Genomic DNA, 26,320 nt, shown 5'->3' on the forward strand with positions numbered 1-26,320 from the left:
GCATCTTTCCTGCCAGTCTCGACCCGCCGAGACCGACGGAGAGGACAGCGGCACCATGCGAGCAAGAGGAATGACCTACGACACCGGATTCGTCGTGCACGGCCAGACGTCCCGCGAGCACTTCGACCCCGCGGTGGTCCGGCGCGAACTCGCCATCATCCGCGACGACCTGCACTGCAGCGCGGTCCAGATCACCGGCGGCGACCCGGACCGCCTGGAGCTGGCCGCAGGCGCCGCCGCCGAGCTCGGCCTGGAGGTCTGGTTCTCGCCCTACCCGCTGGAACTGCACCCCGATCCGATCCTCACGCTCTTCCGCGACTGCGCCGAGCGAGCGGAACGGCTCCGGCAGCAGGGGGCCACCGTCGTGTTCGTCGCAGGGGTCGAACTGAGCGTGATGAACCGCGGATTCCTGCCGGGGGACAGCCCCGAGGAGCGGGTCGAGCAACTGATGCGCCGGCCCGAGCGGCGGGCCGAAGCGATGCGCGAGCTCGGCGTGCGCATGAACGCGTTCCTCCGCGAGGCTGCGGCCACGGTCCGCGAGCGCTTCCGGGGCAGACTCACCTACGCGGCCATCCAGTTCGAGCAGATCGACTGGACCCCCTTCGACATGGTGACGTACGAACTGATCCGCTCCGCGGAGGTCGCCGACCGGTTCCGGGACGCGGTGCGCACCTTGGCCCGGGGTCCGAAGCCGCTCGCCGTCACCGGGTTCGGCACCGCCGCCTACCGCGGCGCGGGGGACCGTGGCGGGCGGGTGCTGGAAGTGGTCGAGCACGACCCGGCGACCAGGGCCCCGGTACGGCTGACCGGCGTGTACGAGCGTGACGAGGCCGGCCAGGCCGCGTATCTGAGCGAACTGCTGGAGATCTTCGAAACCGAGGGCGTGGACAGCGCGTTCGTGTTCCTGTTCGCCCTGCCCGGCTACCCGCACCGCCCGGACGGCGACCCCAGGGACGACCTGGACCGGGCCGGCCTGGGCATCGTCAAACTCCTCGAAGGACGCCGGGGGCAGACCTACCCCGACATGGAATGGGAACCCAAGGCCGCCTTCACGGCCGTCGCGCAGCGGTATGGGCGGGGGCACGGGGACCCGGAAAATGCGGTGCGGTCGGCTGAGCAGGGGTGATAGGTAAGCGAGGTGACAGAGAGTCTTGAGTATGCAGCCCTGCTGCGACTGATCGACGAGCGGTCGGCCGCGTTCCGGAGCGCGGTTGCCGCCGGGCCGAGCCTTGACGCGCCGGTTCCCTCCTGCCCCGAGTGGACGTTGTTCGATCTGGTGCGGCACCTGGGTACCGGCCAGCGCTGGTGGGCCGCGATCGTCGCCGCGGGCCCGGCCGAGGCTCCGCCGGCCAAGAGCGCCGCGGAGGTGCCGCGCGAGCTCGAGGCACTGCTGGCCTGGTACTCCGAGTCGAACGAACTGCTGCTGAGTGCGCTGCGCGAGGCCGGCCCGGAGCGCGAGTGCTGGACATGGTGGAGCGCCGGAGTGTCCCCGGCGAATGCCCGGGGCGTCGCACGGCGCCGGGTGCACGAGGTGCTGGTGCACACCTACGACGCCCAACTCGCCGCCGGCGCCGTGCAGCCGATGCCGCCCGACGTCGCGACCGACGGCGTGGCCGAGTTCCTCGACACCTGCAACTCCACCCCGGCCGCCTGGCCGCACGAGGCCGCCACCATCCACTACCACGCCACCGAGGGCCGCTCCTGGCTCCTCGAGCTGGACGGCACCGGCGCCTGGCCCGCACCCCTCACGGACAGCGCCGCGCCCCCCTCGGCCTCGGCCACGGGCACGGCCGAGCAACTGCTCCTCTTCGTCTGGGGCCGCCTCACGCTGAACGACCTGAAGACCGAGGGCGACCAGCAGGTGTTCGAGCGGCTGATCGCCTGGGAACCCGAGGAGTAGCCGGTCAAAACCGCCGGCGGACTGCCGATACGGCCTCGATCAGCGCTGATCCGAGCCGTCGGAGCCGCGCTGATCCGAGCCGTCAGCCCGAGCCGGCGACCAGCGCCTCGCCGAGCGGGGTGCGCCGGTAGAGCACCGACCGTCCGGACCGGGCGCGGACGAGCAGACCCGCGCCTCGCAGGATGGCGAGGTGGTCTCCCACCGCGCCGGGCGCCATCGCGAGGCTCCGGGCGAGGTGACTGGTACTGGCCGGGGCGTCCAGCGCCAACAGCAGCCGGGCTCGGGCCCGGCCGACCAGAGCGGTCAGCGCGTCCGGCGGGGGAACGGTCTCCCGTTCGCCCCACAGGGCGGCGGTGCCGCGGGCGGGGTAGACCAGGGTCCTGGGCCAGGGGTCTTCCGTGTGGGCGGCGATGTGCCCGACGACGGCCGAAGGGATCAGCAGCAGCCCGTCTCCGGCGAGGCGGACCGTTCCGCCCCGGAAGAAGCCGATCTCGATGCCGCCGGCTTGCCAGGCGATGCCCGGGTGCAGGCTCTCGATGGCCGTGGCCCATCCGTGTTCGCCGATCACCCCCACCCGGTGCACGACATCGCGCTCACAGATCGCGCGCAGCTGCGGCCAGTCCGTGGCGAGCAGCTCGTGCCACGCCCGGTCCATCGCCGCGGCGATCCTGGCGACGGCGTCCGTCGAGTCCAGCACTGCGCGTACGCGCGGATCGCGGGCGAACGCGCCGGTCGCAGTGGCGGCGATTTCGTGCCGGGCCGCCTCCAGAGGTGTGGCCCGGATCATGGCCAGGTCGTCTGCCCAGGTCTGGTTGAGGCCGCGCGGGGGCGGAGCGACGAAGTTCGGTCCGGATCGCGGGGTCTGCAGGGCGAGCGCGGCGTTCAGTTCGGTCTCGCGGCGAAGGCGTTCAAAGGCCGGCCGGAGCCGGGCGGCCCAGGCGCGCGGCGGCGGCCGGTCCTGGCCGGCGAGCGAGCGCAGCAGTAGGCAGAGGTCCAGCGCGGGCGACAGTGCGAAGCGGCTGCGCAGCAGGTCCTCGACGGAGACTTCGAAGCGCAGCACTCGGTCATGCTACCGCCGGACGCCGTTTCGATTCGTCCAGCGACGAATCAATGGTGAGGGGCGTGGACGTACGCCGAGGCTGGCGTCATGACCCCAACCGTCGAGCCCGCGCAGGGCAACGCCCGTGCCACCTACCGGGAGGTGCTGGCCGAGCCGCGATTCCGGCTGCTGTTCTCGACCCGCACCGTCGCGATCACTGCGGGAGCGCTGCGGATCACCACGTTCTCGGTGCTCGGTCTTCGCGGCCACGGGCTCCGCCCTGTTGAGCGCGCTGGCCTTCGGCATCGGCTTTCTCCCGCAGTTGTTCGGCTCGCTCCTGCTGGGCTCACTGGCCGACCGACTGCCGCCCCGCGCGCTCATCGCCGGCGGCTACGCCTTGGAGTGCGCCGCCGCCCTGCTGCTCGCCCTGGTGCGGATGCCGATCGCGGCAAGCCTCGCTGTCATGGCGCTGGTCGCCCTCGCCACACCGGTGTTCGGCGGCGCGTCGAGTCGGCTGGTCGCGCAGTGGCTGGAGGGCGACGCCTATGTGCTCGGCCGTTCACTGAACAACGTCGCCTCCTCCGGCGCGCAGTTGTTCGGCCTGGCGCTGGGAGGCGCGGTCGTCGCGGTACTCGGCGCGCACCGGGCGCTCGCGCTGAGCGCCGCCCTCTACCTCGGCTGCGCGCTCGCCGTCCGCATCCGGCTGCCCCGGCTGGAGCCGGCGGTGTCCGGCGGCCCGTCCGGCAGGGCCCGGGGCGACGGCGGGGCCGTCCGGACCAGCGTGCGCGGTGCCGGGCTGCTGCTGCGCGGACGCGCGGTGCGACGGCTGATGCTGGCCCAGTGGCTGCCGCCCGCGTTCGTGGCGGGAGCGGAAGGTCTGATCGTCGCCTATGCGGGAGGACGCCACTTCGCGCCCGGCCGGTACGCGCTGCTGATGGGCTGTCTGCCGGTCGGCATGCTGGTCGGTGACCTGCTGGTGGGCCGACTGCTACGGCCACCCGCCCGGGAGCGGCTGGTGGTCCCGTTGACCGCGCTGACGGGACTGCCGCTGATCGGCTTCGCCACCGAGCCCGGAGTGGGCGTCTCGTCCTGTCTGCTGCTGCTCAGCGGCTTCGGATTCGCCTACGGTCTCGGCCTGCAACGGCCGTTCCTGGACGCCCTGCCGCAGGACGGCCAGGGCCAGGCCTTCGGTCTGCTCGGCTCCGGCAGCATGACGCTTCAGGGCGTCGGGCCGGTCTGCTTCGGCTCGGCGGCCGCAGGCGTCGGAACAGGCGGCGCAATGGCCCTGGCGGGCGGTGCGGCGGTGCTCGCCGCCGGCTGGATCCGCACCTGGCACTCCTGCGCGGCAACTGTCCCGGGCCGGGCCGCCGGACCACATACCGGATCTTGAGAATACGAACAGCCCATGGAAGGTTTGTGCCGCATGATCGATGAATTCGCGAAGAGCAACCTGCACGGAAGACTGCGGCGGGACCGCGAGGCGCTGCTGTGGAAACTCGACGGCCTGTCCGAGTACGACGCCCGCAGACCCCTGACGGCGACCGGGACCAACCTCCTCGGCCTGGTCAAACACGTCGCGACCGTCGAGGCCAGGTACTTCGGCGAGGTCTTCGGCCGCCCCTCCCCGCAACCGCTGTCCCGGTGGCAGGACTCCGACGGCAGCGATCAGTGGGCGGCCGCGGACGAGACCCGCGATCAGATCATCGGGTTCTACCGGCGCACGTGGCAACACTCGGACGCGACGATCAACGAGCTTCCCCTCGACGCCCCCGGCCACGTGCCGTGGTGGCCGGAACCCTGGTCCGACACGAACCTGTTCGCCGTCATCGTCCACGTCCTCGGCGAGTCCGTCCGGCACACCGGGCACGCCGACATCCTGCGCGAGGGCCTCGACGGCCGGACCGGGCTGCGCGCCGAACACGAGGAGCGGATCGACGAGGAAGCCCGCGCCGCCCACCGTGCGCGGATCGAACAGGCCGCCAGGTCGGCCACCACACTCAAGGCCTGACGCCGCAGTGGTCCCGGCGCAACTGACGAGGGCGGTCGGGGCGTCCATGGAGGTGGCGGCTCCACCTCGGTCGAGGGCGTGTGAGGGGCGCGGGCCGGACGGCGTCGATCGAAGGAGGCGTGCCTGACGTGTCGTGGAAATGGGTGATCACGGGTGCGGTCGCGGCGGTGGGGGCCGCGCTTGGTGCGATGCGGGTGAGGAGAGTGCTGGACAACCCCATCCGGCGGGCCGAGAAGGAACTGGACAAGCGGGACCGGACGCTGCGCGAAGAGCACCCCGATACCGTGGAGCTCCGGCACCGGGCGCACTACCTGAGCGAGACCGGGGACCTGGCCGGCGCCGTGGACGTCTCCGAGCAGCTGCTCGCCGAGCGGGTGCGGGCCCTGGGCGAGGACCACCCCCATGTCCTCACCACCCGGCACAACCTGGCCAACCTGCGCGGCAGGGCGGGGGACGCGGCAGGTGCCGCCGAGGCCTTCGAACGGCTGGCGCTCGACATGGAGCGGGTGCACGGAGCCGACTTCATCTACACCGCCTTGTCCCGGCGCGCCGCCGTCCGCTGGCGGGAGGAAGCGGACGGCGGCAGCCGGAGCACCGAGTGACGACAGCCGCCACATCCGTACGCCCGCGCACCGGCGGGCGGCCCGGCACAACCGCCCGGCGTCCGCGATGCCTTGTTCTTCAACCCGCCCTGCCCGCTAGCTGTAGGGCCCCCACTCGCGGTCCAGGGTGTCGTACATGTACCGCGGCAGGCCCTCGATGGCGGTGGTGCGGAACGGGCGTCCGTCGTCGTCGATGCGCACGGTGCCCGTGCGGCCCTGGGAGGACCAGTCCAGCTCCAGGTACCAGCGGCAGTCGCACGAGCCGGCCGTGGCCGTGACCAGCAGGACCTCGGGGTCCTTCGCCGAGACGCGGTAGGGCATGCGCACGGCCGGGATCGGCGTGCCGGAGTCGTTCCCGGCGACCGCGCGGGCGATGGGGCGGTCCTTGTCCAGGTCCACGGCGAAGGACCGGGGAGTGATCGAGCCGCCGCAGCCCTGGTCCATGGCGTAGGCGTTGCCGTCGACCGGAGCCGCACGGCCGGTCACCCGCACGCGCAGAGCCTCCAGTACGACGGCGGTGTCGCTGCGCCCCTGCACCGACAACTGCACGAGCGTCTCCTTGCCGTGCACCGCGTTCTGTGTCGCCGCCCAGAGGGCCGCGTCCTGCGGGGCGGGGGGAGGAGGGACCTGGCTCGGTGGCTTGGCGATGACGTAGTCGTGGCCGCAGCCGAGTTTCCAGGCCTGGGAGTTGACGGACCAGGTGAGCGGCAGCCCGGCAGGCTGTTCGCCGGGGGATGGGGCAGTCGTCGTTCCGTGCGGGCGGGAGGTGCCTGGCTGCGGTTTCGGGGCGACGCGGTCGCGCTGCCGCTCGGAGGCGTCGGCGGTGGGGGAGCTGCTCGGACTGGGTGAGGCGGCCCGAGGCCCGGACGATCTGGCCTTGGCCGTGCCGGACGCCGTCGGGTCGGAGCCGTGTGCGGGACCGTCGGCGGACGCCCGTTGTCTGTCCGGCAGCGCGGACAGCGCTCCGAGCGTGGCGAGTACGGCACAGACGCAGGCCGTCCCCGCCACGAGCGGCCTACGGCGGTACCAGGGGCGGCGCGGGAGCGGGGGCGTGGGGTCCGTTTCGGTGACGGCGTGCACCGACGTGTCCGGCCCGTGGGCCGCGTCGTCCACGACTTCCGGCTCGGCGGCGCCGGGCGCGCCCTGCCCCGCTTCCGCCGTGCGGGGCCGGTGGCGGGCCGCTACGGCCAGCAGCCAACGGCGGTGCAGCTCGAGGCGTTGGCCCGGGGTCGCCCCGCACAGCGCGGCGAAGCGCTCCACGGGGGCGAAGTCGAGCGGCACCGTGTCACCGGCGCAGTAGCGGTGCAGCGTCGAGGTGTTCATGCCCAGACGGCGGGCCAGCGAGCCGTAGCTGCGGTCCGTGTGCTCTTTGAGCTCCCTCAGCAGCGCCGCGAACTCGGCGACCTCGTCGGTGCTGTCGCTGTCGTGCTGTGTCGGCACAGGTATCCCCGTCCTCGTACGGCCCCTGTCCAGCCCGGGACGGCATCCCAGGCATCCCATGTACCTGCACGTCAGACGGGCTGGGATGGTTCCACCGTGTGGGACGCGCCGTCGGCTGTTGCGCCCGCCCCCCGTGTCCGCCGATGCTCTTGGTGCCGCACCGACCAGGCCCGGGGCCGACCAGCAGGCCTCGCCGCGGCATCCACGTTCCACGCTTCCGTACACGGGGGGAACACCCATGTCCCTGCACCTTCCAGCGAGCGCGCTCCGCGCACTCACCGTCGCCGCCTTCGCGGCGGGCGCGATCCTGACGGCACCGGCTGCCGGCGCCACTCCGAAGGCAGCCGAGCCCGCGTCGGCCGCCACGCCCGCGTTCCTGTCGGCGTCCCAGCTGCCGCCGCACCCGGCGTCGTCCTGGACGGCCGGGCCGGTCACCGACGGTTTCCCGGACGAACTCGGCATGTGCGTGAGCACGGAGGGCGTGCCCGGCTACGACTACCGGCACCGCCGGTTCTGGACCGACCTGGACGCCGGCGCCGTGCAGCTGACCGTAGTCGCGGGCACATCCGCCCAGGCCAAGGTGCTGGCACAGCACTACGACGACCTGATCCGCACCTGTGCGGACCGCATCGAGGAGTCCTCGCCCGACGTCGAGGCCGAGGGCCGCAGCTACGGCACGCTGCCGGTCGAGGAGGGCGCCCGCGTCCGGGGCCTGCACACCGAGACGTCCTGGGGCGCCACCGACATCGCTCTGCTGTCGGTCGGGCGGGACGGCAGGACCGTCACCGTCGTGAGGTGGGGACAGATGGGCGACTTCCAGGATGCGCCGGTGGCCGCCTTCAAGAAGACCACGCGCACGGCCGTCGCCAAGCTGTACTGACCGGGCGGCCACCCGAAAGAGCCGGGGCCGTCCTCCCGCCACGGGGGTCGGGAGGACGGCCCCGCAGAGATCTGTCGGTGTACTGCCGGAGACCCGCGGACGCGAAGTGCCCGAAGGGGAATCCAGGCGCAGCACGGCGGCGCCGGCGGTGTGGCCTTCGCCTGGGAGATGCAGCTCCTGGCCACGCCCACCGGAAACGAGACCTGACAACTCCGCCGGGGCGGCCCGCTCGGCCGCCCCGGCGAAGTTGGTTCACCTCAACTGCGGCCGACCGGCGGTAAGTTGCCTACCGGTGTCAGAGGTTGACGGATCAGCCATGCCGGCATGGAGTCCCGGTCAGTCCGGCTGCTTCTCCATGTGGTCCAGGACGCGCTGTGAGAGCCGGCCCAGCGTGTTGAGCTGGTTCGGGGTGAGGGCGTCGACGAAGAGGCGGCGGACGTGCTCGACGTGCAGCGGTGCGGCCTCCTCGATCGCCTCGCAGCCGGCCGGTGTGGCGACGATGAACGCTCCGCGTCCGTCGTCGGGGCACTCCTCCCTGGCCACGAGCCCACGTTTCGCCATCCGTGTCACCTGGTGGGACATCCGGCTCTTCTCCCACTCGACGAGCTTGGCCAGATCCAGGAAGCGCATCCGGCCGTTGCCCCTCTCGGTGAGGCTTACGAGCACGACATAGTCGGCCGCTGACAGCCCGGAGTCGATCTGGACGCGTCGGGACAGCCGCCCGATGAGTTTCTCCTGCATGCGGATGAAGCTGTCCCAGGCGGCTTTCTCTTCCGGGCCGAGCCAGCGCGGCTGTGCGTCCATGACGGCAGTCTAACGAAATCGTTGACAGCTCATCTACCGGCGAGCGCGGGTGGTGCGACCCTCATCGCGGCTGCTCCTGCCGCGGGATAAGTTGATGCGTCAACTGCGTGGGGTTATGGTGGCGTTCTGGCCCCCGGGATTCCGTCGAACCGAGCGGGACGGGACCCGGGCCCCACAAGGAGGACACATGGCGGTCGAAGTGAGCGACGTGCCCGAGGCGAAGCGCTACGAGGCTCGTGTCGACGGGGAATCCAAGGTGGCGGGCGTCGCCGAGTACATCCGTACGGCGGAACTCGTCGCGTTCGTGCACACCGAGGTCGAGGAGGAGTACGAGGGGATGGGAGTCGGGTCCGCGCTGGTCCGAACGGCCCTTGACGAGGCTCGCGCCGCGAACCTCCGGGTGCTGGCCACCTGCCCCTTCTTCGCGGGCTGGATCAGCCGGCATCCCGAGTACCAGGACCTGCTGTACCAGTCCCGCAGCAAGGTCAGTGACTGAGGCTGCCGTGCCACCGGGCAGCCGGCCTTGCCCGCAGGCCGGTGCCGCCGGGGTCGATGTCCTGTCGGCGCGTGAGGTTCCGCTCGGCGGCCCCCGTGCGATACGTAGGCCGCAGCCACGCGGACATCGTGAAGGCTCGCGAGGAGTGGGAGGCCTCCTCCGACCGCCTCGGCGTGATCGAGGACTTCCCGGCGGCCGCCTTCCCGCCCCCGCCCTGCCGAGCGCCGTGATCCGGCCCCGCCGGAGCCCGCCGACCCGCTGACCTCCCCATCGACCTCCGTTACGAAAGGCGCACCATGACCGAGTCCTCCACCCCCGCAGTCGTCGAGCGGGCGGACGCCGATCACCGGTACGAGATCCTGGTCGGCGGCCGACGCGCCGGTCTGACCGCATACCGTGATCTGGGCGTTCAGCGCGTCTTCTTCCACACGGAGATCGACGAGGCCTTCGCCGGCCAGGGGCTGGCCGCGCAACTGGTCCGGCAGGCGCTTGCCGACGTACGTGCATCCGGGATGCGGATCGTTCCGGTCTGCCCCTACGTCGCCAAGTTCCTGAAGCGGCACGACGAGTTCGCGGACATCACCGACCCGGTCACCCCTGAGGTCCTACGGTGGCTGAAGGGGCAGCTCGGCTGAGTGTTCGTCTCCGGAGCGCCCGGGGAAGCCCGACGGCTCTCGTCAGGAGACGGCCTCCAGCGCGGCCCCGGCCGCGGTGTCCGGCGGCGGCACCTCGGCCGTCAGCCGGAACTCGCCCTTGCCCACGCCGAATCCCTGAAGCCCCACGCTTCACAAAGTAGATGCGTCAACTATATTGAAGCGGTCAAGGGTGATCTGGGACAGGCGTGCAGCCTGAGGGGAGAGGACCGGACATGCGGAATCTGACCGTGGCTCAGCAGATGGTGGACATTCTGCGTCAGGCCGGCGTGGAGCGGATCTACGGCGTGGTGGGGGACAGCCTGAACTCGGTGGTCGACGCGGTGCGCCGCACCGACGGCATCGAGTGGGTCCACGTACGGAACGAGGAGGCCGCCGCCTTCGCCGCGGCGGCGGAGGCGCAGCTGACCGGCAGGCTGGCCGTGTGTGCAGGAAGCTGTGGTCCCGGCAACACGCACCTGATCCAAGGGCTGTACGACGCGCACCGCTCCGGCGCGCCCGTGCTGGCCCTCGCCTCGCACATCCCGTCCCACCAGATCGGTACGGGCTTCTTCCAGGAGACGCACCCGGAACGGCTCTTCACCGAGTGCAGCGACTACTGCGAGATGATCGGCACCCCCGAGCAGATGCCGCGGGTTCTGCGCATCGCCATGCAGCGGGCCCTGGGCAACAACGCGGTGTCCGTCCTGGTCATACCGGGCGACGTCGCGCACGCCGAGGCGACCCACCCGACGGGAAGCAGCGACCTGGTCACCGAACGCGGCCGGGTCGTCGCGCCGGACACGCAGGTTCGGGCGCTGGCCGAGAAGCTGAACACGGCCGGCAAGGTGATGCTGTTCTGCGGTGCCGGAGTGAGGGACGCGCACGCCGAGGTCATGGCGCTCGCGGAGAAGGCCGCCGCCCCCGTCGGGCACACCCTGCGGGGCAAGGAGTGGATCCAGTTCGACAACCCGTACGACATCGGCATGAGCGGTCTGCTGGGCTACGGCGCCTGCTACGACGCGATGCACGAGGCCGACCTGGTCGTACTGCTGGGCACCGACTTCCCGTACAACGACTTCCTGCCGCAGGAACGGACGGTGCAGATCGACCACGACGCGGGCCGCCTGGGCCGCCGCACCGTGCTGGAACTCGGGGTTCACGGCGACGTCCGGGAGACGCTGCGGTCCGTGCTTCCACTGGTCGAGGCGAAGCGGGACCGTGCCTTCCTGGACCGGATGCTGCACAAGCATGCCAAGTCCCTGGAGAAGGTGGTTTCCGCCTACACCCGCGACGTCGAGCGGCACACCCCGATCCACCCCGAGTACGCGGCCTCGGTCCTGGACGAACTCGCCGCGGACGACGCGGTATTCACCGTGGACACCGGCATGTCCAATGTCTGGGCGGCACGCTACCTGACCCCCAACGGACGGCGCCGGATGATCGGGTCGTTCCTGCACGGCACGATGGCCAACGCGCTGCCGCACGCCATCGGCGCGCAGTTCGCCCATGCCGGCCGCCAGGTGATCTCGATGTCGGGCGACGGCGGACTGGGCATGCTCATGGGCGAGCTGCTCACCGTGAAGCTGCACGATCTGCCGGTGAAGACCGTCGTCTTCAACAACTCCTCCCTGGGCATGGTCAAGTTGGAGATGCTGGTCGAAGGACTGCCCGAGCACGAGACCGACCACGAGCCGGTGGACTACGCGGCGATCGCCCGCGGCGCGGGCATCGAGGCGATCCGCGTCGAGCGCCCCGAGCATGTTGCCGAGGGGCTCAAGCGGGCGCTCGCCCACGACGGACCGTTCCTGGTCGACCTGGTGACCGATCCCAACGCGCTGTCCATCCCGCCGCACATCTCGGCCGCCCAGGTCAAGGGCTTCGCCTTTGCCGCCGGCCGGACCGTGCTCGACGGCGGGGTCGGCAAGATGCTCGACCTGGCCCGCGCCAACCTGCGAAACGTCCCGCGTCCCTGAGGCCGTCGCCGGGCGGAGGCCTCCTTCAGCTGCCGTTCGCCCCCGACTGCGCCGCCTCCCGGGCCTGGCTGCGGAACTGTTCCACCAGCGCCACATAGCCGCTGCCGCCGTGGCCGGACTCCGCCGCTCGCTGCGCCAGCGCCATGAGGAGCCTTGGCAGCTCGGAGTTGACGCCGAGCGCCTCGCTCTCCTCGACCACCTGCGCCATCGCCGTCAGGTGGGTGTTCACGGTGCCGTCGTCGGCCGGGTAGACGCCGTCGTCGGCCTGCCGCGCGTAGCCCGGGAGCCAGCCTGCCACCATGTCGATCGCGGTCCGTGCCACGGGTAGGTGGGCCGTGGCGGACACACCGGCCGAGCCGAGTATCGCCGCGCCGTTGAGGAAGCCGTCGAGCATGCTCCACATGAGAACGAGCGTGGCCATCTCGTGTGTGGCCGACAGTCCGGGATCGTCACCGAGGTGGAGGCCCGTGCCGAGACTGCCCAGGGCGGACCTGTGGGCGTCGAACAGGGGGCGCGGCCCACTGTAGGCGAGCACGGCGTCAGCCGTGCCGACTGCCTCCGGGACCGCCATGACCCCGCCGTCGAGGTAACCACCGCCGCGGCGGGCCACGTCCTCGGCGAGCTCTCTGGCGCGCGAGGGCGTGCCCGAGGTCAGATTCACCACGACCCGACCGCCGAGCGGTCCGTCGAGGACATCCACCACGGCGTCGTAGTCCGACACGCAGACCACCACGAGCGGGGCGGCCGCGATCGCGGCCGTCGGGGACTGCGCGAGCGTCGCGCCCCGAGCCACGAGGTCGTCGGCCCTGGCGGGCGTGCGGTTCCACACGGTCGTCGGGTGTCCCGCGCGCAGGAACGCCCTGGCGAGGGCGCCGCCCATCAGCCCAAGGCCGAGAACCGTGACAGGTGTGCCGGTGTGCATCATGTGCTCCTTCTCCGGTCGGTGGCACAATCGTCGACGTTCACACCGGTATGAAGGTCAAGGGGGGAATCCGCGTGCTGATCGGGGAGTTGAGCCGGCGGACCGGGGTGAATCCGCACCAACTGCGGTACTACGAGGCTCAGGGCCTGCTGGTGCCCGGCCGCGGCGACAACGGCTACCGCGAGTACGGCGAAGACGCCGTGCTGACCGTGTCCCAGATCAGGAAACTGCTGGACGCGGGGCTGTCGACGCAGGAGATCGGCTACCTCCAACCGTGTGTCACGGGCGAAGACCCCGATCTGAAGCCGTGCCTGGAGACCCTGGACCTGCTCCGGGCGCGCATCACCGCACTGGACGAGCGGATCGACGCTCTCCTCCAGTCCCGCCGGACACTGCGTGAGTACCTGTCGGCCACGGAGCGCCGGGCGTACGGCTAGCTTCCCGCGCCGAACAGCGGCTTCGCCCTGACCCCATGAAATCCGCTCGACCCGCTCCCCTCCTACAAGAGATCTTTGGGTATGGAGTTCCTCTGCTACCACCGCGACCGGCCCGCCTCCCTGTCACTGCGCTACGAGCTGGGGGAAGCGCATTGGTCGTACATGGACCAGTACGCGAAGGAGATGATCGCCCGGGGTCCGACTCTCGCCGACGACGGCGAGACGCTCACGGGAAGCGTGCACATCCTCGACCTGCCCGGTCCCGCCGCTGCCCGCACATTCGCCTTCGACGAGCCGAACTACCAGGCCGGCGCCTACCGGGACGTGCTGCTGCGACGGTGGCGCAACACGCTGGGGCGCACCATGTGGGAGTTCCCCGGCGGCCGGACCGGCGGCAACCGGTACCTGGTGCTCGGCCTGGGCACCGGACCGGCCGCCGACCTCGAAGTGCCGCCGGACCGGAACGAGCTGATCGCCTACGGACCGCTGCTGTCCGACAACGGCGCGACCTGGCTGGGCACCGCGGCGCTGGTCCGAGCACCCGACCCGGACACGGCACGCGCCATCCTGACCCCGGACCGGTACGCCGACATCGAGGTGCACAACTGGCAGTTCGGCGGGCGCCCGTCCTAGGTCATGTCCCTCCCAAGATCGGAAGGCGCTGAGGGCGTCGCCTGACGGTGTCGCCCTCGTCAGGGCGGCGTCAGGCTTCGCGTACGAGAAGGGCGTGCGCGGATTCCCGGAAGCGGGCGACGAGCGGGTTGGCGTCCGCGAGACGAGTGGCGACCACCACCTGGCAGGGTTCCACTCCCTCGACGGGGACGGTGGCGAGGTCGTCGCGGAGTGTGCAGCGCCGGTCGTCGGCCGGCACGAGGGCGACGGCCCGGCCGTCGGCGACGACTTCGAGCTTGTCCTCGAAGGTGTCGACGAGCATGGGACCGAGCGGAGCCGGGCTGCCGTCCGGACGCGGGTCGAGCCGCCAGAACCCGGTCCACAGCGCTGCCATACCGGCGCAGGCCACGAGGGGCTCGTCCGTGAAGTCGTCCGGGGTGACCGACTTCTTGCCGGCGAGACGGTGGAAGGCGGGCACGAGCAGCGCCCGGGGTTCGTCGTAGAGGACGGTCACGTCCAGACCGTCGCCCGGGATCGGCAGCGGCGTGCGCAGGACGAGCGCGTCGACCCGCCCCTCGGGCAGCGCACGGGCTTCGTCCCAGTCCAGGTGAAGGGTGCGGACGTGGGCGTCGGGGTGACGGCGGCGCAGCTCCCGCACCGCGGGGGTGATGACGAGGTCCTCCACGTATCCGATGGTGACCGTGCGCGGCGGCGCGGCGGCGTGTGCGCTGAGCACCGCCTGGTGCGCCGTGTGCAGAAGAACCTGTGCCTGCGGGAGGAAGGCCGCGCCGGCAGCGGTGAGGCGGCTGCCCTGAGTGGTGCGCTCCAGCAGGCGCACACCGAGAGCGTCCTCCAGTCGCTGGATCTGGCGGCTCAGGGAGGGCTGGGCAACGTGGAGCGCGGCGGCCGCCCGCGCGAAATTCAGATGCTCGGCGACGACCGCGAAGTACCGCACCAGTCTCAGATCCAGGTCCGGGCCGGGGTTGCGCACGATCGAGGGCAGGACTTCGTCGGACATACCGGCAGCCTACCCGTTATGCAGATTCTGCATGACGGGGTGCAGAACGGGTCTTGGACACCTGTTTCGGACGGTTGTTGACTCGAACCTGTCCAGCGAGGTTCGACCGCTCGGACGAAAGCCAATAGTCATCGCGACAGATGGAGTGTGTCCGAAATGGGCAAGTACGCAGGCAAGCGTGTGGTGATCACCGGAGGCAGCAGCGGTTTTGGACTGGCCACCGCGCAACTGCTCGTGGACGAAGGGGCACGTGTGCTGATCACCGGCCGGAACCAGACCACTCTGGATGCCGCCCGCGAGCGGCTCGGCGAGAGGGCGATCGCGGTCCGCAGCGACGCCGCGTCGCTGCCCGACATCGAGGCCCTGGCCGACCGGGTGAAGGCCGAGTTCGGCACGGTCGACGCCCTGTTCGCCAACGCCGGAGTCAACGGCTTCGCGCCGTTCGAGGCGACCAGTGAAGCGCTCTTCGACCAACTGCTGGCCATCAATGCCAAGGGCCCCTACTTCACGGTGCAGAAGCTCGCTCCGCTCCTGGCGGAAGGCAGCGGTGTCGTGCTCACCACATCCGTGGCAAACGTGCTGGGACTCCCCGCGCTCAGCGCGTACGCGGCCGGCAAGGCGGCGGTGCGCTCGATGACCCGCAGCCTGGCGCGGGAACTGCTCAGCCGAAAGATCCGGGTCAACGCGGTCAGCCCCGGCCCGATCGACTCCGGAATCCTGGAGAAGTCGATGCCCCGGGAGGCGGCCGAACAGACCAAGGCGCAGATGGCGGCCGACAACCCCATGCTGCGCATGGGCACCCCCACCGAAGTCGCCGGGGCGGTGGTGTTCCTGGCCTTCGACGCCACCTACACCACCGGCGCCGAACTCGCCGTGGACGGCGGCGGCTCCCAGCTCTGACGCTCGGCGCCGGGAAGCGGGGAAACGTCCACGCGTGTACTCGTCATCGGCGCAAGCGGCTCCAAAGGGTGTCGCCGAAGGCCGTGATCACGCAGGCTGAAGCAGGCTGCCTTCCCCTCCTGCCCCGGAGACATGTCCTGGAAGCATGAACCCTGTGGACCGCCTGCCGCACGTCGGCCGCACGCTCGACGAACAGCGAATGCAAGGATGTGACCTGCGTGTTCTCCGTCGTACCAACAATTTTTCAGGCTCTTTCAACACGCATGTCGTAGGCCGCGTATCCCCTGGTGACCACATCGTCTGCGGAAATGGACGGCATCATGGCCCCCTGGCACGGATCGGACACGGACGGCCGTGTCGGTGAGCGGTAGCCCCGTGAAGTGGCTGCGTGGACGGTTCGCGTCGAAGGACGTGGAGCCGACCGCGCTGCGCACCGACCGCGAGGTGCGGGCCGCCTACGATCTCTACGGGGGTGAACTCTTCGGGTTCGCGTTCAAGGCCCTGGACGACCGGCAGCTCGCCGAGGACGTCGTCCAGGAGACCTTCGTCCGGGCCTGGAAATCGTCCCGGGGCTTCGACCCGGCGCAGGGGTCCATGCGGACCTGGCTGTTCGCCATCGCCCGGAACGCGGTGGTGGACGCCATTCGGCGGCGCAAGGTCCGCGAGGGCACGGGCCACTCGTCCTGGGACGCGGTGTCCGAGTCGTCCTCGGCGTTCGACCCCGTTGATCAGCTCCTGGAGCGGATCCAGCTGGGGGAGGCGCTGGAGCGGTTGAGTCCACAGCACAGGGAGGCGGTGGTGGAGGTGTACTTCGGCGGTCGTACCTGCGCCGAACTGGGTGAGGAGCTGGGCGTCCCGGCGTCCACCATGCGCAGCCGGCTGTACTACGGCGTGCGGTCGCTGCGGCTCATCCTCGAGGAGAACGGGTGGCTGGCACCATGAACAAGGCATGCGTCCCGTACCGGCCGCTCCTGACCGAACACCTGCTGCTCGGCACCCCGCTGCCCGAGGAACTCTCCCGGCACGTCGACCAGTGTCCGGACTGCGCGCGCGAGGCCGCCGAGACCGAGGACGTGGCGCGCACACTGCGACGGGCCGACCCGTTCGCCACCCTCGTGGGCGAAGGCGTCCCGGCGGTGCGTCCACGGCCCTCCGGCGATCTCGGCGACCGTATCCGACAGGTCGTGGCCGCCCCGCCGCAGCCCGCCCGCCGGCCCCGCTACCGGCGCCGTATCGCCCTGGCCGTGTCCGCCGTCGTCGTCACGGCGGCCGCTGCGGTCGTCCCGCTCACGCTGGACCGGGACCAGCCGCCGCCCACGACGACGGCGTCCGTGGTGCTCGTCCGTGACGGAGGGATGGTCGAGCGCCCCGGAGGCACCGAGGTGCCGGTGCTGCTGTCCGGGCTCAAGAAGGGCGAGACCTACCGGATGATGACGGTCAACGCCGATGGCAAGCGCATGCCGGGCGGCAGCGTACGGGCCGACTCCGACGCGGAGGTGTCCACCCGCATGATGACGGCCATGCGCCGGGACACCATCACCGCCCTGCTGGTCGAGGACGAATCGGGGCGCGTGGTGACTCACGTCCGTGTGCCGGCGCCGCCGCCCTCGCCGTCCGCGTCCCGGCCGGTCTGACAGCCGGAAACACATATACCAACTGACGCCGCACGCACCGGGCGCTCGGGCGGTCCGCCGTACCCGAAAGGCCCGGCGCTCCGCCCTGCCCGAAAACAACAGCCAACGGACAACGGAGACCCAAGATGACTACTGCACGTCGTGCGACATGGATGCTCATCGCCACGCTGGGAGCGGGGGGCGGCGGCGTCGCGGCCGCTTCCATCGCGCAGGCGAGTCCCGAGCCCGAGGCCCAGACCGTCGCCACGCAGAAGCACCGCCCGATCCCCATCTCGGGCCGCGACCGGATCTACACCGCCGACCAGTCGTCCAACACGGTGTCGGTGATCGACCCGTCGACCAACAAGACGCTGGGCACCATCGCCCTGGGCGACCAGCGCGTCGGCAGCACCTTCAGCCCGCAGTACACCGGTGACTCCGGGGTGCACGGACTGGCCTACGCGCCGGACCGCCATCTGCTGGCCGTGGTGAGCGTCACGAGCAACACGGTGCACATGGTGGACATCAGGACCAACAAGGGCCTCAACACCACCGACGTGGGTCGCGCCGCCCACGAGGGCAGCTTCACCGCCGACGGCAAGGAGTTCTGGGTCGCCAACCGCGGCCGCGACACGATCTCCGTCGTCGACACCGAGCACGGCGGCGTCACCGGCACCGTACGCGTCGGCGACGGGCCCTCGAAGGTGCTCATGAGCCCCGACGGCCGGTACGCGTACGTCAACTTCACCACCAAGGCCGAAGTCGACGTGATCAACGTGCGATCCCACAAGATCGTCAAGCGCATCACCGGGCTCGGTTCCACCTTCTCCTCCGACCAGGCCATCTCCCAGGACGGGAAGCAGATCTGGGTCTCGCACAAGCGCGACGGCAAGATCAGCGTGCTCGACGTCAGGCGCAACGAGGTCGTCACGGTGCTGAACACCGGCCCGGACACCAACCACCCGCAGTTCGTCGACAACCGCAAGGGGAAGTTCGTCTACCTGACGATGGGCGGGCTCGACGAGACCTGGGTCTACAAGCGGACCGACGGCGCCCCGCGGCTCCTCACCAAGATCAAGAACGGTGGTCACGCCCCGCACGGCGCCTGGGGCAGCGGTGACGGTTCCCGTCTCTACATCGGCCTGGAGAAGTCCGACGCGGTGGACGTCATCGACACGGCCACCAACAGGGTGGTCGACACCATCGCCTCCGGCCAGGAACCGCAGGCCATCGTCTACGCCCCCCGGGCCACCAACCGGCCCGGCAGCGCTGCCAACCTCGGCCACCAGGGACTGGGCCGGCAGGCCCACAACGTGCCCACCACGCTGCCCAACGGCGAGCGTGGCGACACCCTGGACCCGGTCAAGGGCCGCGTCCTGGAGGCCACCATCCGGCCCGTGGCCGGACTGGACATGATCCAGCTCCAGGCGCGCGGGCTCAAGGCCGACACGGTCTACCAGGCCTATTCCGTGGCCGACAACGGCAGGAAGACCCCGCTGCGGACCTTCCCGACCGACAAGAACGGCACCACGCCCATGGCGCTGTCCTTCGGCGCCTTCGACGGCAAGAGCATCTCCATCGAGGTCAAGGGCGTGGTGACCCCCGTCCAGAAGGCGGCCTTCGCCTCGCAGGCCGGCGGTCACACCCACGGCGTGAAGACCGCCGACCTCCTGTTCTGCGACTGCTGCTGACCTCAACCCCGATCCCGACCCGAGAGGACGTTGCCATGTCCCGCCGCACTCGACGGCACATCACCCCACTGATCACTGCCGCCGGGGCGGCGGGCGCGGTCCTGCTCTCGGCCACCGCCGCCACGGCCCATGTCCGGGTCATCGGCGACGTCATCCCCGGCAAGCCCGCCACCCTGCAGTTCCGCGTGCCCAGCGAACTGGCGGAGGCCACCACCGTCCGCATCACGGTCGAGGTCCCGAAGGACCTGATGGTCACCTCGGTGCCGAAGCTCGACGGATGGAACCAGGAGACGCTCCCCGGAGCGGGAGGCAAGGGTACGCGGCTGGTCTGGACGGCGGAGCAGGGGCACGAGATCCAGCCCGCCCAGAGCGAGACCTTCCGGGCGAACGTCGGCCCGATTCCGGACCGGTACTCCCTGACCTTCAACACGGAACAGACCTACTCCAACGGCACGGCCGTCGCATGGAACCAGCCCAGGACCGGTGCCGAGGAACCGGAGTTCCCCGCACCGGTCCTCGTCGTGGACCCCGAGGCCGGCCCGCCGCCCGGATCCGCCGGAGGCGCCCAGCAGCCGGGCACCTCCGCATCCGCCCCCGCTCCGTCCGTCGACGCGGCGACACCTCAACCGGCCGCCGCCGAGGACTCCGACTCCGACTCGTCCCTCCCGCTGGTCGCGCTGATCGGAGCGGGAGCCGCGGTGGCCGCAGCCCTCGCCGCCGCCGTACTGCGACGGCGCGGTGCGCGGGACGGCTCGCACTTGTAGCACCCCGGCCCACCAGGACACTCGACCCCGGTCCTGCCCCGACTCCCGTCGTGCCCAACCCCTCCGCCGTCAGCGCCAGTACGTTGCGCTCACGCGGGTTCAGACGTTCCAGGCGTACCTCGGCTGTCGTGACCGCGGCGTGCGCCGGCGTGGGGGCGGTGTGCCGACCGCGCAGTGGACGCCGAGACGGCGGAACACGCCTGTGGCTGACAGCGGTTCACGCCGGTGCGGCTCCCGGCGGCGTAACCACCGCGAGGGCGTCGACACTGCCGCGGCGTTCGAAGCGCAGGGTGAAGCGGACGAGGTCGCCGGGACGCCAGCCGGGCCGTGCCGTCAGAGTCACGTCCACCCCGTGCGGGGACATGGACAGGCTGTCTCCGGCCGAGACGCCGACGGCTTCCAGGGATTCCTTGGACGCGGCACCACTGGGCGTCATGAAGTGCCGGCTGAGACCGGCCTCCCCGCCGGAGTAGGTGACCGCGACCAGCCGGTCGTCGGTGTCACCGGTGTTGGTGACGTCGAAGTACGCGGACGTCTCCGTCGTCTCGCCGAACGGCAGGAAGACCCGGCCGTAGGAGACGTCGATCCGCACCGTGGGCCGCCCGGCCCCGCCCGCACCGGTCCAGACGGTCAGGCCGCCGAGGGCGACGCCGCACGCGACGACGGGGGCGAGGGCGGCCAGCGCGGTGTCGGTCAGCCGGCGCCGGGACAGGCGCCGCCAGAGTCCGCTCGTCGGGCCGGTCATCGGATCCTCCTCCGTGCGGGCGCGGGCTGCCAGGCGCGCAGCCGCAGACTGTTGCCGACCACCAGCAGGGAACTGAGCGACATCGCCGCGGCGGCCGGCATGGGGTTCAGCAGGCCGACCATGGCCGGCGGCACGGTCACCACGTTGTAGCCGAAGGCCCACACCAGGTTCGTCCGGATGGTGCGCAGGGTGTGCCGCGCGAGTTGCACCGCGTCCGCCAGGGCGTCGATGCTGCCGCGGGACAGGGTCACGTCCGCCGCTCCGATGGCCACGTCCGTGCCGCTGCCCATGGCGATGCCGAGGTCGGCGCCGGCGAGTGCGGCGGCGTCGTTCACACCGTCGCCGACGACCGCGACCCGGTAGCCCCGCTCGCGCAGCTCCCGCACCAGACCGGCCTTGTCCTCGGGGCCGCGTCGCGCGTACACGTCGGTGACACCGAGAGCGTCAGCGACGGCCCGTGCGGGCGCCTCGCGGTCCCCGGTGGCGAGCACCGGGCGCACCCCCAGCCGCCGAAGCCGCTCCACGGCCCGGTAGCTGCCGGGCCGTACGACGTCACCGACCTCGATCAGGGCCTGTGCCACCCCGTCCACGCACACCAGTACCGCGGTGTGCGCGGCCCTCTCGGCCGTCGCCAGAGCCTCGGCCAGCGGGCCGGACAGGTCGTCGCCTGGTGCCAGGACCTCCACCCGCCGGTCCTCCACCCGGCCGGACACCCCGCGCCCGGTCAGCGCCCGGAAGTCGCGCACCTCGGGCAGGTCCTCTCCGGACAGCTCCCGGCGCGCGTGTGCCGCGACGGCGCGGCCCAGCGGATGCTCCGAGCCCTGCTCCACCGCCCCGGCCAGCCGCAGTACGGCGTCCGCGTCCAGTCCGCCGGGGACCACCGTCACGCGGGCGACGCTCATGCGCCCGGAGGTGAGGGTGCCGGTCTTGTCCAGTACGACCGCGTCGAGGTGCTGCAGGCCCTCCAGGGACTGCGGACCCTTCACGAGAACGCCGATCTGGGCACCGCGGCCGGTGGCGGCCAGGAGCGCGGTGGGCGTGGCCAGACCGAGGGCGCAGGGGCAGGCGACGACCAGGACGGCGACGCACGCGGTGACGGCCGGCTGCGCGTCGGCTCCCGCCCCCAGCCAGAAGCCCAGCGTGGTCACGGCCAGCGCCAGCACTACCGGAACGAAGAACCCGGCGACCCGGTCCGCCAGCCGCTGCGCCCTCGCCTTGCCGGCCTGGGCGTCGGTCACCAGCCGGGCGATCCGGGCGAGCTGGGTGTCGGCGCCGACGGCGGTCGCCCGCACGAGCAGCAGCCCGCCGGCGTTGACCGCTCCGCCGACCACGGCCGAGCCCGGGCCCACCTCGACCGGCTCGCTCTCGCCGGTGACCAGGGACAGGTCCACGGCGGAACTGCCCTTCACGACCAGCCCGTCGGTGGCCGCCCGTTCACCGGGTCGGACCACGAAGACCTGCCCGACGGTCAGCTCCTCCACGGGGACGAGCCGCTCGGTGCCGTTCACACGGACCGCCACCTCCTTGGCCGTCAGCCGTGCCAGCGAACGGAGCGCCTCACCGGTCCCGCGCCTGGCCCGTGCCTCCAGGCAGCGGCCCGCGAGCACGAACAGCGCGACGCTGACGGTCGCTTCGAGGTAGATCGCCGGGGCGTCGGTGGCCGTGCCGGGCAGGAGGGAGAAGGCCATCTCCATGCCCGGCTCGCCCGCACCGCCCAGGAACAGCGCGTACGTGGACCACGCGAAGGAGGCGACCACACCCAGGGACACCAGCGTGTCCATGGTCGCGGCCGAGTGCCGCAGCCCGCGCAGGGCCCGCACGTGGAACGGCCACGCGCTCCAGAAGACGACGGGAGCGGTGAGGGTGAAGCACAGCCACTGCCAGTTCACGAACTGCAGCGCGGGCACCATCGACACGGCGAGCACGGGCAGCGAGAGCAGGGCGGTGACCACGAGCCGGTGGAGTTCTAGCCGGTCGGCCCCGCCGCCCGGTCCCGCGGTCTCGCCCGCCGCGTCCGCGGGCGGCGCCCCGCCGGGCGGCTCGGGGACCGCGGCGGTGTAACCGGCCCGCTCCACCGCCGCGACGAGTTCCTCGGCGCCGATGTCCGCGGGGTGCTCCACCCGGGCGCGACCGGTGGCAAGGTTGACGCCGGCCGTGACCCCTTCCAGTTTGCCGAGTTTCTTCTCGACGCGGTTCACACAGGCCGCGCAGGTCATGCCGCCGACGATCAGGTCGGTCGTCACCGTGAGGGGGCCGGTGGCACGGGGTTCGGTGTCCATCGGTGCCTCCTCAGCCCATTCCGTCCATGCCCATGTCCATGTCCTGGCCCCCGCCCGCGCCGCCGTCGTCCCCGCCCGCGCCGCCGTTGCCGGGAGCCTCGACGCCGGTGTCCGACGAACCGGACATCCCCGGGGAGACCGGGCCGGCGGCCGACCCGACGGCGTACGACACCGCGAACATCAGCGCCAGCAGCAGGAGGAAGCCGTACAGAACCGGGGGCGGAGCGAGGGATCGGGCAGCCGCGCCCGCCTCCGGGGACTTCGGTCGGGATTGGGCCGTCACGCGTTCTCCAGGTCGCTCGCGGTGCGCGGCGTCGAAGGGATCGGGCCGCGTTTCCTGAGGAGTCGGGGAGCTCGAGGCGGGAGTTCCCCGACGGGCACGTGGCGCGCGTCACAGGGGCCGGGTACGGGCGGCACGCGCGCCGGGCCGCTGCAACGTTTCGCCGCAACGGCGCGTAAACCCGAACGACAAGGAATTCCGAACGGGCCGGGAACCCGGCGCCTCGCCACGACGACCCCTGGTGCGGAGACGGCCGACAGGTCTTCTCGATCGCACGCGACCATGGAGGTTGAACGTGTCCGGACTGTGGCGCCCGGTCAGTGGTGTCGTGCTCACCGCGGGGCTGCTCACCACCGCCTGTGGTGGGGGCGGCGGAGGGAGCGCGTCGCCGGCCGCGCCGGGCACCGGCCCCCGCGTGTCGGTGGAGAACTGCGACGGTGAGAAGGCCACCTTCGACTCGCCCCCCGGCAAGATCGTCACGAGCAACGCCTCGGCGCTGGAAATGCTGCTGCGGCTCGGGGCGGGGCCCAAGGTGATCGGCACCGGATTCCCGCCGGGCGAGGGCACGTTGCCCCCCGAACTCGCCGGCCAGGCGTCCGACGTGCCGGTCCTCGGCCGCACGGTCATCCCCAAGGAGAAGCTGCTCGGTTCGGGCGCGGACGTCTACCTGCAGACGTTCCGGCCCGCGAACGGCACCTCCACCGGGCCCCGGCCCGAGGAGTTCGACGCGGCCGGTATCAAGGTGGTGGAGCTGCTCTCGACCGCCTGTGCCGCCGGCGGACACCCCGGACCCCAGGAGGACCTGTCCGCGGTCATGGGCGACATCGAGCGGCTCGGGACCCTCACCGGGACGTCCGACCGGGCCGACGAGATCGTGGCCCGGATGCGCGAGAAGGTGGACGCGGTGGGGGAGCGGGTGGCGGCCGTGCCCGAGGCGGAACGGCCCACGTACTTCGTCTTCGACTTCGACGCGGGCACCAAGCAGCCCGGCGCGGTGTGCGGCGGGCAGGTGGCCAACGCGGTGATCACCCTCGCCGGGGCCCGCAACGTCTTCCGCGACTGCGACGGCACCTTCGAGCAGACCGGCTGGGAGGACGTCGTCGCCAAGAACCCCGACTGGATCCAGCTGACGGTACGCAACCGGGGCAGCGCCGAAGCGGACGACAGGGCCTTCGACGAGGCCGAGCGGTTCCTCACGTCCTTTCCCGCCACCCGCGGGCTGACCGCCGTCAAGCAGGAGAGACTTCTGCGGATTCGGTCGGAACGGATGACGACCCCGTCGGTCGCCAACGCGGAAACGGTTGAGCAGATCGCCCGCACCTTGTACCCGGACAAGTTCCAGGACGTGCGGTAGATGCGGACGGATCCGTCGTCGTCCGCGGACGCGGCACGAGGGAAGGCGCCACGGGCACCGGAGCCCGGCGACCGGGACACCAGGACCGCTCCCGTCGGCCTGCTGCTCGCCGGCCTCGCCGTGGCGCTGGTGCTGGCGCTCACCGCGGCCGTGTCCTGGGGCTCCTCCGGCGTGCCGTTCACCGGCGTGTGGTCCACGGTGCTGCACCGGCTGACCGGCGGGCAGCCGCGGCCCGGTACCCAGGACCTGATCGTCTGGGAGTTGCGGGTGCCGCGTGCGCTGCTCGCCGCCGTCGTCGGGTCCGGACTCGGCGTCGTCGGCACCGCAGTCCAGGCGCTGGTGCGCAATCCACTGGCCGACCCCTATCTGCTGGGCATCTCCAACGGGGCCTCGCTGGGAGCCGTCGCCGCCATCGTGCTCGGCGCCGGCACCGGCGGACTGCTCGGGCTCGGAGTCTCCGGCGCCGCCTTCCTCGGCGCACTGCTGTCCTTCGCCCTGGTCTGGGCCGTGGCCCGGCGCGGCGGCGCGTTCTCCCCGCTGAGACTCGTGCTGGCCGGGGTGGCGATCGGCCAGTTCCTGTCCGGCTTCACCAGCTACCTGGTCCTTCGGGTGGGCGACGAGCAGCAGACCCAGGGCGTGCTGTTCTGGCTGCTGGGCAGCCTCGGCGGGGCCCAGTGGAGCACCCTCGCCCTGCCGTCCGCCGCGGTGCTCCTCGGTCTGCTCGCCCTCCAGGCACGGGCCAGGGCCCTGAACGCCCTCTTGCTGGGCGACGAGACCGCGGCGGGCCTGGGCGTGGACGTGGCCGCGCTGCGCCGGGAACTGTTCGTCGTGACCAGTGTCCTGACGGGCGTCCTGGTGTCGGTGTCCGGTGCCGTCGGCTTCGTGGGGCTGATGGTGCCGCACCTGTGCCGGCTCGTCGTCGGCGGCGACCACCGCAGGCTGCTGCCGGTCTCCGCGCTGACCGGTGCCGTCCTGCTGGTCGTCGTCGACATCGTCTGCCGTACGGCGCTGCCGTCGTCGGAACTGCCGGTGGGTGTGGTCACCGCCTTCGTCGGTGCTCCCGTGCTGCTGTTCCTGCTGGACCGCCGACTGGAGCGCACCCGATGAGGATTGACGTGGAGGGCCTGCGGGTCGCCTACGACGGCCGTACGGTGGTGTGCGGGGTGGACCTGTTCGCCGCCCCCGGGGAGATCACCGGGCTGATCGGCCCGAACGGCAGCGGCAAGTCGAGTGTGCTGCGCACGGTCTACCGGCATCTGCGTCCCGCGTCCGGTCGGGTCCTGCTGGACGGCACCGACCTGGCGACGCTGTCCCCGGCACGGTCCGCCCGGCATGTCGCCGCGCTGCCCCAGGAACGGGGCGGCGACTTCGAGTTGACCGTGCGGGAGGTGGTGGCGATGGGACGCACCCCGTACAAGCGGGCCTTCGCCGGTGAGGACGACGGGGACCGGCAGATCGTCGCCGATGCCCTGGACCGGGTGGGCATGGCGCGGTTCGGCGCACGCGGGTTCGCGGCCCTGTCGGGCGGGGAACGCCAGCGGGTGCTGCTGGCCCGCACGCTGGCCCAGGACCCGGACGTGCTCGTCCTGGACGAGCCCACCAACCACCTCGACGTACGCCACCAGGTGGAACTGCTGGCCCTGCTGCGGGCCCAGCACCGCACGACACTGGTGTCCCTGCACGACCTGAACGCGGCCGCGTCCGTCTGCGACCGGCTGCATGTGCTGCGCGCCGGTGAGGTCGTCGCCTCCGGCACACCGCTGGAGGTACTCACCCCCGGACTGATCGCGGACGTCTTCGGGGTGCGGGCAGCGGTGATCGAGCACCCTCTGACCGGCGACCCGCTGATCGCGTTCGACCACACGGCCACCGTGGCCTCCGACCCGGTGCCGTAGACGCGGGCCCGGGCGGCCCGACGAGGCCCGCGC

Annotated in this window: 27 protein-coding genes and 1 pseudogene; 20 read left to right on the top strand and 8 right to left on the bottom strand. The window is 71.7% G+C overall.

The features are described from left to right. Positions 1–70 precede the first annotated feature (70 nt). Entirely contained in the window at positions 71–1,126 is a 1,056-nt protein-coding gene (locus ACH4D3_RS12855) for a hypothetical protein (RefSeq protein WP_398321112.1), read from the top strand. A gap of 12 nt (positions 1,127–1,138) precedes the next feature. Continuing rightward, positions 1,139–1,900, top strand: coding sequence for a maleylpyruvate isomerase family mycothiol-dependent enzyme (locus ACH4D3_RS12860; protein WP_398320494.1), 762 nt, complete (start codon positions 1,139–1,141; stop codon positions 1,898–1,900). Between the two features lie 82 nt (positions 1,901–1,982). Here ACH4D3_RS12860 and ACH4D3_RS12865 read toward each other — a convergent pair whose 3' ends face one another. After that, positions 1,983–2,960, bottom strand: coding sequence for a winged helix-turn-helix domain-containing protein (locus ACH4D3_RS12865; RefSeq protein ID WP_398320497.1), 978 nt, complete (start codon positions 2,958–2,960; stop codon positions 1,983–1,985). An 87-nt stretch (positions 2,961–3,047) separates the two neighbouring features. On the opposite strand from ACH4D3_RS12865, the pseudogene ACH4D3_RS12870 reads away from it, so the two are divergent. The 3 genes and pseudogenes from ACH4D3_RS12870 to ACH4D3_RS12880 all read left to right on the top strand — a co-directional run bounded on the left by ACH4D3_RS12870 (position 3,048) and on the right by ACH4D3_RS12880 (position 5,549). Continuing rightward, positions 3,048–4,329 (top strand): annotated as a pseudogene (locus ACH4D3_RS12870) (MFS transporter). Between the two features lie 33 nt (positions 4,330–4,362). Further along, on the top strand, positions 4,363–4,947 hold the full coding sequence (locus ACH4D3_RS12875; protein ID WP_398320500.1) for a DinB family protein: 585 nt from the start codon (positions 4,363–4,365) through the stop codon (positions 4,945–4,947). Positions 4,948–5,066: 119 nt separating this feature from the next. After that, positions 5,067–5,549: a tetratricopeptide repeat protein gene (locus tag ACH4D3_RS12880; protein WP_398320503.1), complete on the top strand. Its 483-nt coding sequence runs from the start codon at positions 5,067–5,069 to the stop codon at positions 5,547–5,549. 96 nt (positions 5,550–5,645) lie between these two features. Here ACH4D3_RS12880 and ACH4D3_RS12885 read toward each other — a convergent pair whose 3' ends face one another. Beyond that, positions 5,646–7,049: a helix-turn-helix domain-containing protein gene (locus tag ACH4D3_RS12885; RefSeq protein ID WP_398320506.1), complete on the bottom strand. Its 1,404-nt coding sequence runs from the start codon at positions 7,047–7,049 to the stop codon at positions 5,646–5,648. A gap of 178 nt (positions 7,050–7,227) precedes the next feature. Between ACH4D3_RS12885 and ACH4D3_RS12890 the strand changes: the two genes are divergently transcribed. Continuing rightward, entirely contained in the window at positions 7,228–7,869 is a 642-nt protein-coding gene (locus ACH4D3_RS12890) for a hypothetical protein (RefSeq protein ID WP_398320509.1), read from the top strand. Positions 7,870–8,205: 336 nt separating this feature from the next. Here the strand turns inward: ACH4D3_RS12890 and ACH4D3_RS12895 are convergent, their stop codons facing one another. Then, positions 8,206–8,673, bottom strand: coding sequence for a MarR family winged helix-turn-helix transcriptional regulator (locus ACH4D3_RS12895; protein WP_398320512.1), 468 nt, complete (start codon positions 8,671–8,673; stop codon positions 8,206–8,208). A gap of 187 nt (positions 8,674–8,860) precedes the next feature. Here ACH4D3_RS12895 and ACH4D3_RS12900 point away from each other — a divergent pair, with 187 nt between their 5' ends. From ACH4D3_RS12900 to ACH4D3_RS12915, 4 genes are all read left to right on the top strand, one after another. After that, on the top strand, positions 8,861–9,169 hold the full coding sequence (locus ACH4D3_RS12900; RefSeq protein WP_398320515.1) for a GNAT family N-acetyltransferase: 309 nt from the start codon (positions 8,861–8,863) through the stop codon (positions 9,167–9,169). Between the two features lie 95 nt (positions 9,170–9,264). Beyond that, the gene (locus ACH4D3_RS12905) at positions 9,265–9,399 is read left to right on the top strand and encodes a hypothetical protein (RefSeq protein WP_398320518.1); all 135 of its coding nucleotides are present in this window, start codon (positions 9,265–9,267) and stop codon (positions 9,397–9,399) included. A 66-nt stretch (positions 9,400–9,465) separates the two neighbouring features. Next, on the top strand, positions 9,466–9,804 hold the full coding sequence (locus ACH4D3_RS12910; protein WP_398320521.1) for a GNAT family N-acetyltransferase: 339 nt from the start codon (positions 9,466–9,468) through the stop codon (positions 9,802–9,804). A gap of 233 nt (positions 9,805–10,037) precedes the next feature. Further along, the gene (locus ACH4D3_RS12915) at positions 10,038–11,777 is read left to right on the top strand and encodes a pyruvate dehydrogenase (protein ID WP_398320524.1); all 1,740 of its coding nucleotides are present in this window, start codon (positions 10,038–10,040) and stop codon (positions 11,775–11,777) included. Positions 11,778–11,802: 25 nt separating this feature from the next. Here the strand turns inward: ACH4D3_RS12915 and ACH4D3_RS12920 are convergent, their stop codons facing one another. Beyond that, on the bottom strand, positions 11,803–12,702 hold the full coding sequence (locus tag ACH4D3_RS12920; RefSeq protein ID WP_398320527.1) for an NAD(P)-dependent oxidoreductase: 900 nt from the start codon (positions 12,700–12,702) through the stop codon (positions 11,803–11,805). 71 nt (positions 12,703–12,773) lie between these two features. Between ACH4D3_RS12920 and ACH4D3_RS12925 the strand changes: the two genes are divergently transcribed. Next, positions 12,774–13,136 carry a MerR family transcriptional regulator gene (locus ACH4D3_RS12925; RefSeq protein WP_398321115.1) on the top strand — a complete coding sequence of 121 codons (363 nt, stop codon included), beginning with the start codon at positions 12,774–12,776 and terminating at the stop codon, positions 13,134–13,136. 81 nt (positions 13,137–13,217) lie between these two features. Beyond that, on the top strand, positions 13,218–13,769 hold the full coding sequence (locus ACH4D3_RS12930) for a YciI family protein (protein WP_398320530.1): 552 nt from the start codon (positions 13,218–13,220) through the stop codon (positions 13,767–13,769). 70 nt (positions 13,770–13,839) lie between these two features. On the opposite strand, the gene ACH4D3_RS12935 is transcribed toward ACH4D3_RS12930, so the two are convergent. After that, positions 13,840–14,766, bottom strand: coding sequence for a LysR family transcriptional regulator (locus ACH4D3_RS12935; RefSeq protein ID WP_398320533.1), 927 nt, complete (start codon positions 14,764–14,766; stop codon positions 13,840–13,842). Positions 14,767–14,922: 156 nt separating this feature from the next. On the opposite strand from ACH4D3_RS12935, the gene ACH4D3_RS12940 reads away from it, so the two are divergent. From ACH4D3_RS12940 to ACH4D3_RS12960, 5 genes are all read left to right on the top strand, one after another. Then, positions 14,923–15,666, top strand: a complete 744-nt coding sequence (locus ACH4D3_RS12940) for an SDR family oxidoreductase (protein WP_398320536.1) — start codon at positions 14,923–14,925, stop codon at positions 15,664–15,666. Between the two features lie 360 nt (positions 15,667–16,026). Continuing rightward, positions 16,027–16,608 carry a sigma-70 family RNA polymerase sigma factor gene (locus ACH4D3_RS12945; protein WP_398320539.1) on the top strand — a complete coding sequence of 194 codons (582 nt, stop codon included), beginning with the start codon at positions 16,027–16,029 and terminating at the stop codon, positions 16,606–16,608. Beyond that, positions 16,593–17,300 carry a hypothetical protein gene (locus tag ACH4D3_RS12950; protein WP_398320542.1) on the top strand — a complete coding sequence of 236 codons (708 nt, stop codon included), beginning with the start codon at positions 16,593–16,595 and terminating at the stop codon, positions 17,298–17,300. Before ACH4D3_RS12945 ends, ACH4D3_RS12950 begins: the two co-directional genes overlap by 16 nt. 125 nt (positions 17,301–17,425) lie before the next feature. After that, positions 17,426–18,970 carry a beta-propeller fold lactonase family protein gene (locus ACH4D3_RS12955; RefSeq protein WP_398320545.1) on the top strand — a complete coding sequence of 515 codons (1,545 nt, stop codon included), beginning with the start codon at positions 17,426–17,428 and terminating at the stop codon, positions 18,968–18,970. Positions 18,971–19,005: 35 nt separating this feature from the next. Then, positions 19,006–19,734: a DUF1775 domain-containing protein gene (locus ACH4D3_RS12960; RefSeq protein WP_398320548.1), complete on the top strand. Its 729-nt coding sequence runs from the start codon at positions 19,006–19,008 to the stop codon at positions 19,732–19,734. Between the two features lie 217 nt (positions 19,735–19,951). On the opposite strand, the gene ACH4D3_RS12965 is transcribed toward ACH4D3_RS12960, so the two are convergent. The 3 genes from ACH4D3_RS12965 to ACH4D3_RS12975 are packed head-to-tail and all read right to left on the bottom strand — an operon-like array spanning position 19,952 to position 23,041. Then, positions 19,952–20,479: a copper chaperone PCu(A)C gene (locus ACH4D3_RS12965; protein ID WP_398320551.1), complete on the bottom strand. Its 528-nt coding sequence runs from the start codon at positions 20,477–20,479 to the stop codon at positions 19,952–19,954. Further along, positions 20,476–22,758 (bottom strand): heavy metal translocating P-type ATPase, encoded by a 2,283-nt coding sequence (locus ACH4D3_RS12970; RefSeq protein WP_398320554.1) that lies wholly within the window; start codon positions 22,756–22,758, stop codon positions 20,476–20,478. The genes ACH4D3_RS12965 and ACH4D3_RS12970 overlap by 4 nt, the downstream gene beginning before the upstream one ends. A gap of 10 nt (positions 22,759–22,768) precedes the next feature. Further along, entirely contained in the window at positions 22,769–23,041 is a 273-nt protein-coding gene (locus ACH4D3_RS12975; RefSeq protein ID WP_398320557.1) for a hypothetical protein, read from the bottom strand. 292 nt (positions 23,042–23,333) lie between these two features. Here ACH4D3_RS12975 and ACH4D3_RS12980 point away from each other — a divergent pair, with 292 nt between their 5' ends. From ACH4D3_RS12980 to ACH4D3_RS12990, 3 genes are read left to right on the top strand one after another with little or no spacing between them, the layout of a single operon-like run. After that, on the top strand, positions 23,334–24,392 hold the full coding sequence (locus ACH4D3_RS12980) for an ABC transporter substrate-binding protein (RefSeq protein WP_398320560.1): 1,059 nt from the start codon (positions 23,334–23,336) through the stop codon (positions 24,390–24,392). Continuing rightward, positions 24,393–25,499, top strand: a complete 1,107-nt coding sequence (locus ACH4D3_RS12985; RefSeq protein WP_398320563.1) for a FecCD family ABC transporter permease — start codon at positions 24,393–24,395, stop codon at positions 25,497–25,499. Beyond that, positions 25,496–26,287: an ABC transporter ATP-binding protein gene (locus tag ACH4D3_RS12990; RefSeq protein WP_398320566.1), complete on the top strand. Its 792-nt coding sequence runs from the start codon at positions 25,496–25,498 to the stop codon at positions 26,285–26,287. The genes ACH4D3_RS12985 and ACH4D3_RS12990 overlap by 4 nt, the downstream gene beginning before the upstream one ends. The last annotated feature ends 33 nt before the right edge of the window (positions 26,288–26,320 follow it).

Source organism: Streptomyces sp. NPDC018026 (assembly GCF_044327745.1).
Taxonomy (GTDB): Bacteria; Actinomycetota; Actinomycetes; order Streptomycetales; family Streptomycetaceae; genus Streptomyces; species Streptomyces rubrogriseus.